13 protein-coding genes are annotated in these 14,987 nt (G+C 68.1%); 7 read left to right on the top strand and 6 right to left on the bottom strand.

From position 1 onward, the window contains the following. Window positions 1–3 precede the first annotated feature (3 nt). The 3 genes from E6C70_RS04725 to E6C70_RS04715 all read left to right on the top strand — a co-directional run bounded on the left by E6C70_RS04725 (window position 4) and on the right by E6C70_RS04715 (window position 4,371). Entirely contained in the window at window positions 4–612 is a 609-nt protein-coding gene (locus E6C70_RS04725) for a DUF3710 domain-containing protein (RefSeq protein ID WP_136423751.1), read from the top strand. 5 nt (window positions 613–617) lie between these two features. Then, window positions 618–1,388, top strand: coding sequence for a DUF3159 domain-containing protein (locus tag E6C70_RS04720; RefSeq protein ID WP_235833272.1), 771 nt, complete (start codon window positions 618–620; stop codon window positions 1,386–1,388). Window positions 1,389–1,560: 172 nt separating this feature from the next. After that, window positions 1,561–4,371 (top strand): aconitate hydratase, encoded by a 2,811-nt coding sequence (locus E6C70_RS04715; RefSeq protein ID WP_136422703.1) that lies wholly within the window; start codon window positions 1,561–1,563, stop codon window positions 4,369–4,371. A 55-nt stretch (window positions 4,372–4,426) separates the two neighbouring features. Here the strand turns inward: E6C70_RS04715 and E6C70_RS04710 are convergent, their stop codons facing one another. Then, window positions 4,427–4,798 (bottom strand): LysR family transcriptional regulator, encoded by a 372-nt coding sequence (locus tag E6C70_RS04710; protein ID WP_235833271.1) that lies wholly within the window; start codon window positions 4,796–4,798, stop codon window positions 4,427–4,429. Between the two features lie 129 nt (window positions 4,799–4,927). Between E6C70_RS04710 and dxs the strand changes: the two genes are divergently transcribed. From dxs to E6C70_RS04695, 3 genes are read left to right on the top strand one after another with little or no spacing between them, the layout of a single operon-like run. Further along, a complete protein-coding gene (gene dxs / locus E6C70_RS04705) occupies window positions 4,928–6,874 on the top strand; it encodes a 1-deoxy-D-xylulose-5-phosphate synthase (RefSeq protein ID WP_136422701.1) in 1,947 nt (648 codons plus the stop codon). 44 nt (window positions 6,875–6,918) lie between these two features. Then, window positions 6,919–7,302 carry a MerR family transcriptional regulator gene (locus tag E6C70_RS04700; protein WP_136422699.1) on the top strand — a complete coding sequence of 128 codons (384 nt, stop codon included), beginning with the start codon at window positions 6,919–6,921 and terminating at the stop codon, window positions 7,300–7,302. Continuing rightward, a complete protein-coding gene (locus tag E6C70_RS04695) occupies window positions 7,299–8,270 on the top strand; it encodes an aldo/keto reductase (protein WP_136422697.1) in 972 nt (323 codons plus the stop codon). The genes E6C70_RS04700 and E6C70_RS04695 overlap by 4 nt, the downstream gene beginning before the upstream one ends. Before the next feature lie 22 nt (window positions 8,271–8,292). Here E6C70_RS04695 and E6C70_RS04690 read toward each other — a convergent pair whose 3' ends face one another. Then, window positions 8,293–8,742 carry a luciferase domain-containing protein gene (locus E6C70_RS04690; protein ID WP_235833270.1) on the bottom strand — a complete coding sequence of 150 codons (450 nt, stop codon included), beginning with the start codon at window positions 8,740–8,742 and terminating at the stop codon, window positions 8,293–8,295. Window positions 8,743–8,886: 144 nt separating this feature from the next. On the opposite strand from E6C70_RS04690, the gene E6C70_RS04685 reads away from it, so the two are divergent. Then, window positions 8,887–9,690, top strand: coding sequence for a DarT ssDNA thymidine ADP-ribosyltransferase family protein (locus tag E6C70_RS04685; RefSeq protein WP_168770849.1), 804 nt, complete (start codon window positions 8,887–8,889; stop codon window positions 9,688–9,690). Between the two features lie 63 nt (window positions 9,691–9,753). Here E6C70_RS04685 and E6C70_RS04680 read toward each other — a convergent pair whose 3' ends face one another. The 4 genes from E6C70_RS04680 to E6C70_RS04665 all read right to left on the bottom strand — a co-directional run bounded on the left by E6C70_RS04680 (window position 9,754) and on the right by E6C70_RS04665 (window position 14,961). Then, complete coding sequence (locus E6C70_RS04680; protein WP_136422693.1) at window positions 9,754–11,892, bottom strand: 3-hydroxyacyl-CoA dehydrogenase NAD-binding domain-containing protein; 2,139 nt, start codon at window positions 11,890–11,892, stop codon at window positions 9,754–9,756. A 6-nt stretch (window positions 11,893–11,898) separates the two neighbouring features. Continuing rightward, window positions 11,899–13,104, bottom strand: a complete 1,206-nt coding sequence (locus E6C70_RS04675) for a thiolase family protein (RefSeq protein WP_136422691.1) — start codon at window positions 13,102–13,104, stop codon at window positions 11,899–11,901. 76 nt (window positions 13,105–13,180) lie between these two features. Then, entirely contained in the window at window positions 13,181–14,374 is a 1,194-nt protein-coding gene (locus E6C70_RS04670; RefSeq protein WP_235833269.1) for an HRDC domain-containing protein, read from the bottom strand. Further along, window positions 14,371–14,961: a DUF3000 domain-containing protein gene (locus E6C70_RS04665; RefSeq protein WP_136422688.1), complete on the bottom strand. Its 591-nt coding sequence runs from the start codon at window positions 14,959–14,961 to the stop codon at window positions 14,371–14,373. Before E6C70_RS04665 ends, E6C70_RS04670 begins: the two co-directional genes overlap by 4 nt. Window positions 14,962–14,987 lie beyond the last annotated feature (26 nt).

Below are 14,987 nucleotides of genomic sequence, written 5' to 3'. Positions count from 1 at the left end.
GAGATGGAGACGGCGGGGGGCATTCCCGCCGACCTTCCCAAGTCGGCACCCGAGGATCGGGCCGAGAACGGCCCGTTCGATGAGGCCGAGGCGAACCCGGTTCGCCCCTACGTCGACCTCGGCGGCGTCAAGGTGCTCCCGCGTGAGGGACTGCACTTGCGCCTCGAGATAGAAGAGGAGAGCAAGCGGGTGGTGGCGATCGGCCTCGACTACGCCGGCTCGACGTTGCAGGTCCAACCGTTCGCCGCCCCCCGTTCGAGCGGGCTCTGGCACGAGATCCGTGCCCAGATCGCCGAGCAGATCGCCCGCCAGGGTGGAACGACCACCGAACGCGAGGGCGATCTCGGGCCAGAGCTACTCGCTCAGATCCCGGTGTCCAGCGCCAACACCACCCCGGGGTCGACCCGCTTGGCCCGCTTCATCGGCGTCGACGGCCCACGCTGGTTCCTCCGCGGCGTGATCGCCGGTGAAGCGGCCGTCAACCCGGACGCCGCGGCAGCCGTCGAGGACCTCTTCCGCTCGATCGTGGTGGTGCGCGGGAGTTCGCCGATGCCACCGCGCGACCTCATCCCGCTCCGGATGCCGGCCGGCCCGGTCGACGTGGAGTCCTGAGCGACGTGACCGATTCGACACCGTCATCGGAGCGGCCCGACGGTCCCGACGACGGTCACGACCCGGGCCCGGCCACGACTCCGACGTTCTCCGAGTCGCTGGCAGCGGGAATGGCCTCCGCCGCCCGGAGGTCGGGGCTGGGCGGCGTCGCCGATGGCGAGCCGCTCACCGGGCACGCGCTGCTCGCATCGATGGGGGGAGTGCGCGGCATCGTCGAGGCGGTGCTGCCCGGCCTGGTCTTCCTCACGGTCTACACCTTCACGCGCGAGCTGGTGGTCTCGCTCATCGCCCCCGTCGTCCTCGGACTCGTCCTGGCCGGCGTCCGCCTGGCGCAGAAGCAGAGCGCCGTGCAGGCGCTCGGCGGCCTGGTGGGTATCGCCGTGTGCGCCGTGCTCGCCCTCATCTCGGGCCGTGCTCAGGACTACTACGTCCCGGGGTTCTGGATCGACGCCGCCTATCTGGTCGGGTTCGTCATCTCGGCGGTCGTCGGCTGGCCCATCATCGGCCTGGCCGTCGGTTTCCTCATGGGCGACGGCGTCGCCTGGCGCCTCGATCGGTCGAAGCGGCGCGTGCTGGTCTGGGCGACCCTCGCCTGGGCCGGATTGTTCGCGCTACGGCTCATCGTCCAGCTCCCGCTCTACCTCGCGGGCAACGTCGATGCGCTGGGGGCGACGCGGCTCATCATGGGAGTTCCCCTCTACGGTCTGCTCCTCGTCCTGACGTGGCTCATGGTGCGCTCCATCTACCCGCGACCCGCATCCGTCGACACCGCCTGATACAGCCGTCAGCTGTGCTAGATTTATCTCGATATCAAGATAAATTCGCGGCTCGCAACTGCCCGGATGCACACCGGGACGGTTAGGTTAGCCTTGCTGGTGTATCGCACAGTTCGACCGCGAAGATGAACCGACGGAGGTCTCCGTGGCCGGTCGAAAAGAGGAGATGCTTGTGTCTGCAGTAAACAGTTTCGGAGCGAAGGACACCCTCCGGGTCGGCGAGACGGACTACGAGGTCTTCCGCATCGACTCGGTCGAGGGCTACGACAAGCTCCCGTTCAGCCTCAAGGTTCTGCTGGAGAATCTGCTCCGCACCGAGGATGGGAAGAACGTCACTCAGCAGCAGATCGAGGCCCTCGGCTCGTGGGTCCCCGAGGCCGAGCCGGACACCGAGATCCAGTACACCCCGGCGCGCGTCGTGATGCAGGACTTCACGGGCGTGCCCTGCATCGTCGACCTCGCCACCATGCGCGAGGCGGTCGAGGCGCTCGGCGGAGACCCCAACAAGATCAATCCGCTCGCTCCCGCCGAGATGGTCATCGACCACTCGGTCATCGCCGACCTGTTCGGCACGGAGAATGCCCTCGAGCGCAACGTGGAGATCGAGTACGAGCGCAACGGCGAGCGCTACCAGTTCCTGCGCTGGGGCCAGACGGCATTCGACGACTTCAAGGTCGTGCCGCCCGGAACCGGCATCGTCCACCAGGTCAACATCGAGCACCTCGCCAAGGTCACCTACGACCGCACCGTCGACGGCGTGCTGCGCGCCTACCCCGACACGTGTGTCGGCACCGACTCGCACACCACGATGGTCAACGGCCTGGGCGTGCTCGGCTGGGGCGTCGGCGGCATCGAGGCCGAGGCGGCCATGTTGGGCCAGCCCGTCTCCATGCTCATCCCCAAGGTGGTCGGGTTCAAGCTGTCCGGCTCCATTCCCACCGGCGTGACGGCGACGGATGTCGTGCTCACCATCACCGACATGCTGCGCAAGCACGGCGTCGTCGGCAAGTTCGTCGAGTTCTACGGCAGCGGGGTCGCATCCGTCCCCCTCGCCAATCGCGCCACCATCGGCAACATGAGCCCGGAGTTCGGCTCGACCGCCGCGATGTTCCCGATCGACGACGTGACGCTCGACTACCTGCGCCTCACCGGACGCAGCGAGCAGCAGGTCGCCCTCGTCGAGGCGTACTCCAAGCTCCAGCACCTCTGGCACGACGCCGATCACGAGCCCTCCTTCAGCGAGTACATGGAGCTCGACCTCGGCACGGTGGTTCCCTCCATCGCCGGCCCGAAGCGCCCGCAGGACCGCATCGTCCTGTCGGAGGCCAAGCAGCAGTTCGAGGTCGACCTCGGCAACTACGCCGACTCCGACCACGACCTCGTGGACCTCACCACGGCCGAGTCGTTCCCGGCGTCGGATCCGCCCGGGCTCTCGCCCGAGGACGAGAACAACCACCACGAGCACCACCACCACTCTCACGCCCCGGCCACCATCTCCAGGCCGACGACCGTGACGGCGGCCGATGGCGGTTCGTACACCCTCGACCACGGCGCGGTCACGATCGCCGCCATCACGTCGTGCACCAACACGTCGAACCCCTCGGTCATGCTCGCTGCCGGCCTGCTCGCGCGCAACGCGGTCAAGAAGGGCCTCAAGGCCAAGCCGTGGGTCAAGACGACGCTGGCGCCGGGTTCGAAGGTCGTCACCGACTACTACGCCAAGGCCGGACTCACCGACGACCTCGAGGCGCTCGGCTTCTACACCGTCGGGTACGGATGCACGACGTGCATCGGCAACTCGGGTCCGCTCATCGAGGAGGTCTCCGCGGCCGTTCAGGAGAACGACCTCGCCGTCACCGCCGTGCTGTCGGGAAACCGCAACTTCGAGGGTCGCATCAACCCCGACGTGAAGATGAACTACCTGGCCAGCCCGCCGCTGGTCATCGCCTACTCGCTCGCCGGTTCGATGAACTTCGACTTCGAGACCGACGCGCTCGGCACGGACACCGACGGCAACGACGTCTTCCTCAAGGACATCTGGCCCGATGCCTCCGAGGTTCAGTCGACGATCGACTCGTCGATCAACGAGGCGATGTTCACTGAGCAGTACGCATCCGTCTTCGAAGGCGACGAGCGTTGGCGCAACCTGCCCACGCCGGCCGGAGCCACCTTCGAGTGGGACGCGGAGTCCACCTACGTGCGGAAGCCCCCGTACTTCGAGGGCATGACGATGGAGACATCGCCGGTCGTCGACATCTCCGGGGCGCGCGTGCTCGCCAAGCTGGGCGACTCGGTCACCACCGACCACATCAGCCCGGCCGGCAACATCAAGGCGGACAGCCCGGCGGGTCAGTACCTCGTCGAGCACGGCGTCGACCGCAAGGACTTCAACTCCTACGGCTCGCGCCGCGGCAACCACGAGGTGATGATCCGCGGGACGTTCGCCAACATCCGCCTGAAGAACCAGTTGCTCGATGGCGTCGAGGGCGGCTACACCCGCGACTTCACGCAGGAGGGCGGCCCGCAGTCCTTCATCTACGACGCCAGCCAGAACTACCAGGCGGCCGGAACGCCCCTCGTCATCTTCGGCGGCAAGGAGTACGGATCGGGTTCCTCGCGCGACTGGGCGGCGAAGGGCACCAACCTGCTCGGCGTTAAGGCGGTCATCACCGAGAGCTTCGAGCGCATCCACCGCTCGAACCTCATCGGCATGGGCGTCGTTCCGCTGCAGTTCCCGGCGGGGGAGAGCGCCGATTCGCTCGGCCTGGACGGAACCGAGATCGTCTCGATCGCGGGAATCGAGGAGCTCAACAACGGCTCGACGCCCAAGACGGTGCACGTCACGGCCGAACCCAGCGAGTTCTCGCCGGAGGGCAAGCAGACCGTCGAGTTCGACGCCGTCGTCCGCATCGACACCCCGGGTGAAGCCGACTACTACCGCAACGGCGGAATCCTGCAGTACGTGCTGCGTTCGCTCGTCTGAGCCCCGGCTCGATCGAACTGCCCGTATCCATCACGGATGCGGGCAGTTCGCCGTGTCAGCGTGACTGGCGCTTCTTGTAGGGCAGCGGCTCGCCCTTGACCCGGGGTGCCCGACCCTTCCCCTTCGACGCCTTGGCCTTGCCGCCGGCTTTCGGGGGCTGGGGCGCGTTCGCGGCATCGTGAGCGGCGACCTCGGCGCGCGCGGTGACGAGGAACAGCGTGCCCGCATCCGTCACGACGAGCGGCGTGGAGCTCCGGTTGATGAGCTGCTCGCCGACGGCGGCCTCCAGCTGGTTGAGCGATCCGCTCACCACCGCCTGCGACACGCCCAGCGTGCTCGCCGCCCTGCCGAGATCGAGTTCGGTGGCGACCGCCACGTAGTGTCTCAGCATCGTGATGTCCATGCCCGGCCCTCCGCTGCGGCGCACGCCGCAGACGATCTCAGACTAGGGCCACGGCGCCGGTGGACGACGAGCGGCCGCGAGCGCAGCGGGTCGGGCGCGTACACTCGAAGGAGGCCCGGGCCGCAGGATCGGGCGTGACGAAAGGCGGTTCCGATGACCCTTCTCGAGACGATCAGAGGCCCTCGAGACCTCGACGCTCTCTCGAAGGAGCAGTTCGAACAGCTGGCCGCGGAGATCCGCGAATACCTCGTGGTCAACGTCGCTCGCACGGGCGGCCATCTGGGTCCGAACCTCGGCGTCGTGGAGTTGACGCTCGCCATGCACCGCGTCTTCGACTCGCCACACGACGCCATCGTCTTCGACACCGGCCACCAGTCGTACGTGCACAAGCTCCTGACCGGGCGGCAGGACTTCTCGACTCTCCGTCAGACGGACGGTCTCGCCGGTTACCCTCAGCGTGCCGAGTCGGAGCACGACATCGTCGAGTCGTCGCACGCGTCGAGTTCACTGTCGTGGGCCGACGGCATCTCGCGCGCCTTCACCATGACCGGACAGCGGGACCGATCGGTCGTCGCCGTGGTGGGCGACGGAGCGCTCACGGGCGGCATGACGTGGGAGGCGCTCAACAACATCAGCGACGACAACAATCGACGCCTCATCATCGTCGTCAACGACAACGGGCGCTCCTATGCGCCGACCATCGGCGGGATGGCGCGCTTCCTCAACACCGTCCGCACGCGGGAGAGCTACCGCAGCCTCTACCTGACCTCCCGTCAGGCGTTCGACAGGCTGGGCGGCCCCGGACGAGCCCTCTACCGCGGCATGCGCGGCGGCCTGCACGGATTCCTCTCGCGGTTCACCAACAACGAGGCGCTCTACTCGAACCTCGACATCAAGTACATCGGTCCCGTCGACGGGCACGACAGCCAAGCGCTCATCGAGGCGCTCGAGCAGGCCAAGAACTACGGCGCACCTGTGATCGTCCACGCGATCACCGAGAAGGGTCGAGGATACGCTCCGGCGCTTCGCGACGTGGCCGACCAGTTCCACGCGGTCGGCCAGATCGATCCAGACACCGGCGAGTCGCTCGAGACGACCGGGGCGACCAGCTGGACGAGCGTCTTCGGCGATCGGCTCGTCGAGCTCGCCGCCGGCAATGAGCGCATCGTCGGCATCACCGCCGCCATGCTGCGTCCCACCGGTCTGCACCGGATGGCCGAGCGCTTTCCCGCGCGCGTCATCGACGTCGGCATCGCGGAGCAGCATGCCGCGACGTCGGCTGCCGGCCTCGCCTTCGGCGGCATGCATCCGGTCGTCGCGATCTACGCGACCTTCATCAACCGCGCCTTCGATCAGGTGCTCATGGACGTCGCCCTGCACAAGGCCGGTGTCACGTTCGTGCTCGACCGGGCGGGCGTCACCGGTCCGGACGGCCCGAGCCACCATGGCGTCTGGGACCTCGCCATCCTCCAGGTCGTCCCCGGCATCAGGCTGGCCGCACCGCGTGACGCGACCCGGCTCGAGGAGGAGCTCACGGAGGCGGTCGCCGTCGACGACGGTCCGACGGTGCTGCGGTTCCCGAAGGGCAACGTCGGCGTGGAGTTCGCCGCCGTGCGCAGGACGGATGACGGCGTCGACGTCCTCCGCGAGTCCACCGAGAAGGACGTGCTCATCGTGACCGTCGGGCCGATGGCCTCCGTCGGTCTCGAGGTCGCCGAGCGGCTCGCGGCTCAGGGCATCGGAGCCACGGTGGTCGACCCGCGGTGGGTCGTGCCGGTTCCGCACAGCGTCGTCGACTTCTCGGCCGAGCATCGCATCGTCGTCTGCATCGAGGACGGAATCCGGGTGGGCGGCATCGGAACGCGCATCCGTCAGGATCTCCGCGAGGCCGGCGTGGACACGGCCGTCACGGAGGTCGGGCTGCCCGACGAGTTCCTCGACCACGGTGCTCGGGCCGACATCCTCGAACGTACGGGCATGACCCCGCAGCACATCGCGCGCGACGTGATGGGCATGGTGCTCGGCTCCAAGCTCCCGCACGCGCGCGGCGTCTCGGCCGACACCGGACCCACGCAGCTCACGGCGCGATCTCCCGAATAACGCCCGCTTGACTTGGAGTGCGCTCTAAGTTCTAGGGTTGCCACATGGAGACAACAGCGGAGACGCACTCGATCTCCCAGGCCGCTGAGCGGCTCGGACTCAGTGCTCACACCCTGCGCTACTACGAGCGCGCCGGGCTGATGCTGGTTCCGGTGGACCGGGCGGGCTCAACCCACCGGCGCTACTCGGAGCAGGACCTGGCCTGGGTCGAGTTCCTGACCAAGCTGCGTGCTACGGGGATGCCCATCGCACGCATCCGGGACTACGTCGATCTCGTGCGCCTCGGCGACGAGACCACGGCCGACCGCCTGGAACTGCTGCAGCGCCACCGCATCGTCGTCGCCGCCCAATTGGCGGAGGTCGGGCGCTCGCTCGCGGCCATCGACACGAAGATCACGATCTACAGAGAGAAGATCAGCACCTCATGAAGCACATCTCACTCGCCTCGCTCGACGTCGGCCGCATCGGCCTCGGCTGCATGGGCATGTCGGCGTTCTACTCCGGCGCGGGAACCGATGATGCGGAGTCGATCCGCACCATCCATCGCGCGATGGATCTCGGCGTCACCCTCTTCGACACTGCCGAGATGTACGGTCCGTACATCAACGAGGAGCTGCTGGGAAAGGCGCTTGCCGAGCGCCGGGACGAGGTGGTGATCGCCACCAAGTTCGGCACGATCCTTCATCGCGGAGACGGCACCCGCGGCCTCGACGGGAGCGCCGAGAACGTCCGCATCGCCGTCGAAGGCTCGTTGAAGCGATTGGGCACCGATCGCATCGACCTCTACTACCAGCACCGGATGGACCCGGACACGCCGATCGAGGAGACCGTCGGTGCGCTGGCCGAACTCGTGAACGAGGGCAAGATCATCGGCTACGGGCTCTCCGAGGCCGCGCCCGACACCATCCGCCGGGCCCACGCGGTGCATCCCGTGACCGCGGTGCAGACGGAGTACTCGCTGTGGAGCCGGGACCCCGAAGCGGAGATCCTGCCGACCCTGCGCGAGCTCGGCATCGGGTTCGTGCCCTACTCGCCGCTCGGACGCGGATTCCTCACCGGAGCGATCCGCTCGGTCGACAGCCTCGACGCGGATGACTTCCGCCGCGCCAACCCGCGCTTCGAGGGAGACAACCTCGAGGCCAACCTGGCCATCGTCGACTCGGTACAGGCCGTGGCCGACGAGATCGGCGGCACTCCGGCTCAGGTGGCGTTGGCGTGGATCCTCGCGCAGGGCGACGACATCGCCCCCATCCCGGGAACCAAGCGGGTCGCCCGACTGGAGGAGAACGTCGCAGCGGATGCGATCGACCTGACGGACGCGCAGCTGGATGCCCTCTCGAGCGTCCCGTCCGCCGCTGGCGACCGTTACGCGGACATGACGCCCCTGAATCGCTGATCGGCAGGCAGCCAGCCTCCTCTCAACGGGCGAAGGCGATGCTCTCCGCGACGATACCGAGCACGATCGCCAGCTCGGCATCGTCGCGGGGCCCGTACACCAGGTACTCCGTTCCGTGGTCGCCGTACTGATGGGGCTCGGCCCATCCGAGCGAATCCAGGACCGCACCCCGTTCCGCGGGCAGGCACAGGTGGATGCTGGTGTCGTCGACGCCGTGGACATGCACCGGTTCCAGTCGCCGTCCGGAAGCCAGAGACGTCTGCGGGTCGCGCTCCGCCTCTCGATCGACGAGGAAGAGCGCTCGCGAGGAGGCTGGTGAGACCTGGCTGTGCCCCTCGATGACACCGGGGATGGCGAGCGCCCCGGCCAGGAGGCGGCCCCACAGCTCGGGCGTCGAGCGTTGGGTGAGTTGGCGCTGCGGACCGGTGTCGGAGAGTCGTGGGCGGGGTCCTGGTCGCGGGGTCGAGGTCACGATTCGAGCCTAATCAACGCTCCGACGGCGCGCTGCGTGCCATCCGACTCGCTCATCCGTCGCGAAACGTCGTATCGTTGAAGGAGTGGTTTCGAGGCAATGCGTCTCGTGCGGGTGGGTGCCACGCACACGAGAGGTATGGACTTGGGCGAAGAATGCATCCACGGATTCGAGGTGGAGTTCTGCGCGACCTGTTCGCCGGCGCCCACGTTCGAAGCACCGGTGGTCAAGAAGGCCCGACCGGCATCGCGTCCCACCTCCCTGCGCGCACCGGCTCCCTCGCGTTCTGCCCAGCCGGCGGTCATCGTCGGCGACCAGCGCATCTACCACATCACGCACATCGGCAACCTGGCCGCCATCGTCGAGCGCGGCAGCATGCTGCCCGATCACGCTGAGCAGCACGACGAGGCCGTCGGCGTCTTCTCGCATGACGGACGGGCGGATCGCGAGGCCACTCGCGTCCCGGGCCGCGACTCGAGCGTCGCCGACCACGTCCCGTTCGTCCTGACGCCGCACGCGAGTGTCTGGGAGAGCATCCGGGCGGGCATCGAGGATCCCCGTCTCGGCGACGGCGCGGCCGGAGCAGCCCCCGCCGCATTCGTCATCCTCGCGACGACGGTGAAGCAGGCGATGGACGCTGGAGAGCCCTCGGGGATCGTCGTCACGGATGGCTACGCGGCGAGTGCCCTGTCGCGCTTCGCCACCACCCACGAGGACGCCAAGCGCATGCTGGGCAGCCTGCTGTCGAACGATGATGCTGACGCGCTGCAGGACGCCGAGGTGCTCGTGCCGGAGTCCTACCCGTTCGCTCAGATCTCGCTCATCGGCGTCGCGAACGACAAGGTGCGCGAGCAGGTGCGGCAGATCCTTCGAGGAGCGTCTCACCCGCCGCGCGTCGCCGTGTACCCGCCCTGGTTCCAGCCGGCTGGCGAGCGCTACCCCGTCTAGACGAGAACGGAAGAGGGGCGGATCCATCGAATGGATCCGCCCCTCTTCTGTCGTTCTGCCTCGCTAGACTCCGACGCCCACGATCCGCGGGTGGTGGAAGGTGTCGCCGAAGGCGCGCTCGCTAGCGCCGACGCGATCCAGGTAGGGCGTCGCGCCGCCCATCTGGAACGGCCATCCGGCACCGAGGATCATGCACAGGTCGATGTCCTCCGCCGCGTGCACGACGTCGTCCTCGAGCATGCGGTGGATCTCGTCGGCGAGTCCATCCTGAAGTCGGGTGCGGATCTCCTCGGCCGTCATCGGCGAGGTTCCGCCCTTGACGATCTTCTCGGCGCCCTTGTCGAAGCCCTTCACCTTGCCCTTGGCGTCCTTGTCGAGGATCTTGCCGTAGTCGGCGAGCTTGTGCAGGTTCTCGCTCGCGAAGAAGCGATCGGGGAAGGCGGCGTGATGGGTGTCCAGCACGTGAGCGCCGACCTTGAGGCCCACGAGCTCGAGCAGCTCGAACGGGCCCATCGGCAGTCCGAAGGGCTTGACCGCCTCGTCGACGACCGCGAACGGCGTGCCGGAGTCCACGGCGTGCATGGTTTCGCCGAGCACCTTCGCGAGCACACGGTTGACCACGAAGCCGGGCGTGTCCGCCGTGATCACGGCGTTCTTGCGCAGTTTCGCCGCGGTCACCATCGCGGTCGACAGGGTGGCGTCATCCGTCTGCGGGGTCTTGACGACCTCGATGAGGGGCATGACCGCCACCGGGTTGAAGAAGTGGAAGCCCACCAGCCGCTCGGGGTTGGACAGCTTCGCGCCGATCTGCTCCACCGACAGTGATGACGTGTTGGTGGCGAGGACCGCGGTGGGGGAGATGTACTGCTCGACGTCGGCGAAGACGTCCTGCTTGATGGAGAGCTCCTCGAAGACCGCCTCGATCACCCAGTCGCAGTCCGCGAAGTCGGCCTTGTCCGTCGTGCCGCTCACGAGCGCGGTGAGCCGGTTGGCCTCGTCGGAGGAGATGCGTCCCTTGCCGAGCAGACCGCCGATCTCGGTGCGGATGTAGTCGAGACCCTTGTCGACCCGTGCCTGGTCGAGGTCGGTGATGACCACGGGCACCTGGAGACGGCGCACGAACAGCAGGGCGAACTGGCTCGCCATGAGCCCGGCGCCGATGACGCCGACCTTGGTCACCCGCTTGGCGAGAGCCTTGTCTGGGGCTCCGGCCGGGCGCTTCGCGCGCTTCTGCACGAGGTTGAACGCGTAGATGGATGCCTGCAGCTGGTCGCCGGCGATGAGGTCGGCGAGGGCATCGTCCTCGAGCGCGAAGCACTCCTCCTTCGACCCGCTCTTGGCCGCCTTCAACAGGTCGAGGGCAGCGAACGGCGAGGCAGGAACGGTGCCGAGCCTGCTCGACACGGTATCGCGGGCGATCTTGATGGCGATGTCCCACTTGGCCAGACGCTCGAGCTTGCCCGGTGCGTGCTTGCGCTCGACCTTCGCCGTGCCCGAGAGGACGCCGTCGGCGAAGCGGATGGAGTCCTCGAGGAAGTTGACGGACGGGAAGATCCGGTCGGCGATACCGAGATCGAACGCGTCCTGCGCCTTGAGCGTGCGGTTCTGCTTCAGGGGGTTCTCGATGATGACCTTGAGGGCGTTCTCAATGCCGACGAGGTTGGGGAGCAGGTAGGTGCCGCCCCATCCGGGGATGAGGCCGAGGAAGACCTCGGGCAGCGCGAGGGCCGGAGCGGATGCATCGACCGTGCGGTAGTCCGCATTGAGGGGCAGTTCCATGCCTCCACCGAGGGCGAGACCGTTGATGAACACGAACGACGGCACGCCGAGGGTGGCCTGCTTGGACAGCACGTGGTGCCCGAGCTGGGCCATCTTCTTGGCGATGTCGCGCGTGGGGATCTCGGCGATCTTCGAGAGGTCGGCGCCGGCGGCGAGGATGAACGGCTTGCCGGTGGTCGCGACCGCGTGGATCTCGCCCCGTGCCGCCCGCTCGGCCAGCGCGTCGTAGGTCGCGCCGAGCTCCAGCAGCGACGCCGGTCCGAACGTGTTGGGTCGGGTGTGGTCGCGGCCGTTGTCGAGCGTCACCAGCGCCAGCACCTTGCCGGAGGCCAGCGGGACGTCGCGCACGAACGAGCGCGTCACGACCTCGTCATCGCTGAGCGACGCGAGTTCGGAGAAGTCGATTGTCGAATAGTCGGTCATATCGGCTCAGCGGCCCTTTCCGTACTTCTTGTGGTGGGGGTTCTCCCAGATGACGCTGCCGCCCTGGCCGAGGCCGACGCACATGGCGGTCAGGCCGTACCGCACCTCGGGGTGCTGCTCGAACTGGCGGGCCAACTGCGTCATGAGGCGCACTCCGCTCGCGGCGAGCGGGTGACCGATGGCGATCGCCCCGCCCCACTGGTTGACGCGGGGGTCTTCGTCGGCGATGCCGAAGTGGTCGAGGAAGGAGAGCACCTGCACGGCGAATGCCTCGTTCAGTTCGAACAGGCCGATGTCCTCGATGCTCAGTCCGGCGTTCCTCAGGGCGCGCTCCGTGGACGGGATGGGGCCGATGCCCATCACCTCGGGCTCGACGCCGGCGAAGCCGAAGCTGACCATGCGCATCTTTGTGGTGAGTCCGAGTTCCTTCGCCGCGACGGACGAGGCGAGGATCGAGGCGGTGGCACCATCCGTCAGCGGAGAGGCATTGCCCGCGCTCACCCGGCCGTGCGGGCGGAACGGTGTCTTGAGGGTGGCGAGCCCCTCCATCGTGGTGGCGGGCCGCATGCCCTCGTCCTCGGTGGCCAGGCCCCATCCGGCTTCGCTGCGCAGCGAGATGGGAACGAGATCGGGCTGGATGTCGCCCGAAGCGTAGGCGGCGGCGACCTTCTGCTGGCTGCGCATGCCGAACCGGTCGGAGCGCTCCTTCGTGAGCGCGGGGAAGCGGTCATGCAGTCGCTCGGCGGTGTTGCCCATGTTGAGCGCGTCCATGGCGACGAGCTTCTCCGAGAGGAACCGCGGGTTGGGGTCGGCGCCCTCACCCATGGGGTGGCGGCCCATGTGCTCGACTCCGCCGGCGATGACGACGTCGTACTGGCCGAACGCGATGCCGGAGCCGGCCGTCGTCACGGCGGTCATCGCGCCGGCGCACATGCGGTCGATGGCATACCCGGGAACGCTCATCGGCAGACCGGCGAGAATCGCTGCGGTGCGTCCGAGCGTGAGCCCCTGGTCTCCCTGCTGCGTCGTGGCGGCGATGGCCACCTCGTCCACACGGTCCTTGGGCAGGTTGGGGTTGCGCTCGAGCAGGCCGACCATGGCCTTGACGACCAGGTCGTCCGCTCGGGTGTTCCAGTACATGCCCTTTTCGCCGGCACGTCCGAACGGGGTGCGTACCCCGTCGACGAACACGACATCAGCTCTCTCGGCCACAATGCCTCCACAATCGGATCAGGTCTCCCACGATCCTAAACAGCGCGTTTGGACGATCCGATCCGGTTGCCGGAACCTACGAATCGCCCTCCGCGGACTCGGAGGCCGGTTGGTGGGCTTCGACAAAGGCATCGCTGATCACCTGTGCGGTTGCCGCAACCTGCCAGGGTCGGGCCCCCAGCGCGACGAGCGCTTCGCCGATGGACGCGGAGTCCAGCGCTTCCGGCGGGTTCCAGGCCACTCGCCGCAGGAACTCGGGCGTCAGCAGGTTCTCGAGCGGCATGCTCAGGTAGTCCGCGACAGCGCCGACGGCCACGCGAGCGCCCTTCAACCGCGCATCCGCTTCGGGGTTGCGATCCGCCCACGCGCGGGGCGGGGGGAGGGCGTCACTCGGGACGCGGGAAGCCGGCAGGTCATCGGTCGTCTCGCCCGCCTCCGTCGCCTTCCACCAGCGGTCGAGCTCCGAACGGCTCGCGCGGCCGGTGAACGTCTTCAGGTCGGCGAGGGCGCGCTTGCTGTCCGGCATCGCTCGCGCCACCGAGAGGAGCGAGGCGTCGGGGACAAGGCGACCGGGGGCCACGTCGCGCTCCTGTGCCAGCTGGTCCCGAGCCAGCCACAGTTCGCGGGCGACAGCGAGACTGCGCGACCCGCGAAGGGAATGGAGGCCGGAGAGTCGCCGCCACGGCTCGGCCCGCACGGGAACGAGGTCGCGCTCCAGCACGGCGTTGAACTCCTCGTCGGCGATGAGGTGCTTGCCCTGTTCGACGAGGAGCTCCTCCATGCGGTCTCGGAGATCCACCAGCAGCTCCACGTCGAGGGCGGCGTACTCGAGCCAGGACTCGGGCAACGGACGTGTCGACCAGTCGGCCGCGGAGTGCTCCTTGGCCAGATGGATGCCGAGGAGGTCCTCGACGACCGTGCCGAGACCGACGCGGGGCAGGCCGAGCAGCCGCGCGGCCAGCTCGGTGTCGAAGATGAGCACGGGGTCGAGCCCCACTTCGCGCAGGCAGGTGAGGTCCTGGCTCGCGGCGTGGAGGACCCACTCGGTCTGGCCGATGGCCGCCTGGAGTTCGGAGAACTCGCCGATGGGCGGTGGGTCGAACAGGAAGACGCCCGAACCCCGACGGAACACCTGGATGAGGTAGGCGCGCTGCGAGTAACGGAATCCGCTGGCCCGCTCCGCGTCGACGGCGATCGGGCCGTCGCCCTCGCTGATGGCCTTCACGGCGTCGAGGTACTCGGCACGCGTCGCGATGACGTGACGCGTCACGAGCGAGACCGCCGGGACCGGATCGAGGTCACTCCCGGAGCAGCCGGCGGCAGTCCGGCGAGCATGCAGAGCAACTCGCTCCATCCCTCGACGTGGGCGGTCACATCGGACTCCTGCGGCGTCCACGACGCGCGCAGTTCGATCTGTGCGCCGTCGCCCTGCCGGGCGAGTTCGCCGAAACCCGACGAGAGGATCTTGGTGGCGGTCCCGGATGCCGCCGTGTACTGGGCTCCACGCGCGTCGAGCGCGTCGATGAGCCACGACCAGGTGACCTCGGCGAGGAAGGGATCGAGTCCGATGTCCGTCTCCAGGGGCGCTTGGGCGAAGCAGACCACCCGGAACCGCCCGTTCCACGAGTCCTGTCCCTCGGGATCGAACAGCAGCACGAACCGGCCCGTTCCCAGCTCGGAGTCGCCTCCATGCCGGGAGGGCGAGACGTCCGCAGCGAGGGCGACGGCGTAGGGCGCGAGGCCGGTGGGAGCAGCGATCTCGGTCACCACGAGCTCGTCGCGCGTCGAAGCGCGGCGAACGGCTTCGAGCGCCTCGGCGAACTCCGGCGGAGTCTGGCCCGCTCGCGTTTCTGACACGTGTGCAGACTAGAGTCATTCCCCGA

It is taken from the genome of Orlajensenia flava, from assembly GCF_004801905.1.
Classification (GTDB): Bacteria; Actinomycetota; Actinomycetes; order Actinomycetales; family Microbacteriaceae; genus Orlajensenia; species Orlajensenia flava.
Note: the sequence above shows the minus strand (reverse complement) of the source record. Positions and strands in the feature narration are given on the sequence as shown.

What these genes read in the sequence shown, in the direction of transcription:
- E6C70_RS04725 (WP_136423751.1), top strand. Translation starts at nt 4, where the DNA reads ATGGAGACGGCGGGGGGCATTCCCGCCGACCTTCCCAAGTCGGCACCC.
- dxs (WP_136422701.1), top strand. Translation starts at nt 4,928, where the DNA reads ATGACCCTTCTCGAGACGATCAGAGGCCCTCGAGACCTCGACGCTCTC.
- E6C70_RS04700 (WP_136422699.1), top strand. Translation starts at nt 6,919, where the DNA reads ATGGAGACAACAGCGGAGACGCACTCGATCTCCCAGGCCGCTGAGCGG.
- E6C70_RS04695 (WP_136422697.1), top strand. Translation starts at nt 7,299, where the DNA reads ATGAAGCACATCTCACTCGCCTCGCTCGACGTCGGCCGCATCGGCCTC.
- E6C70_RS04680 (WP_136422693.1), bottom strand. Translation starts at nt 11,892, where the DNA reads ATGACCGACTATTCGACAATCGACTTCTCCGAACTCGCGTCGCTCAGC.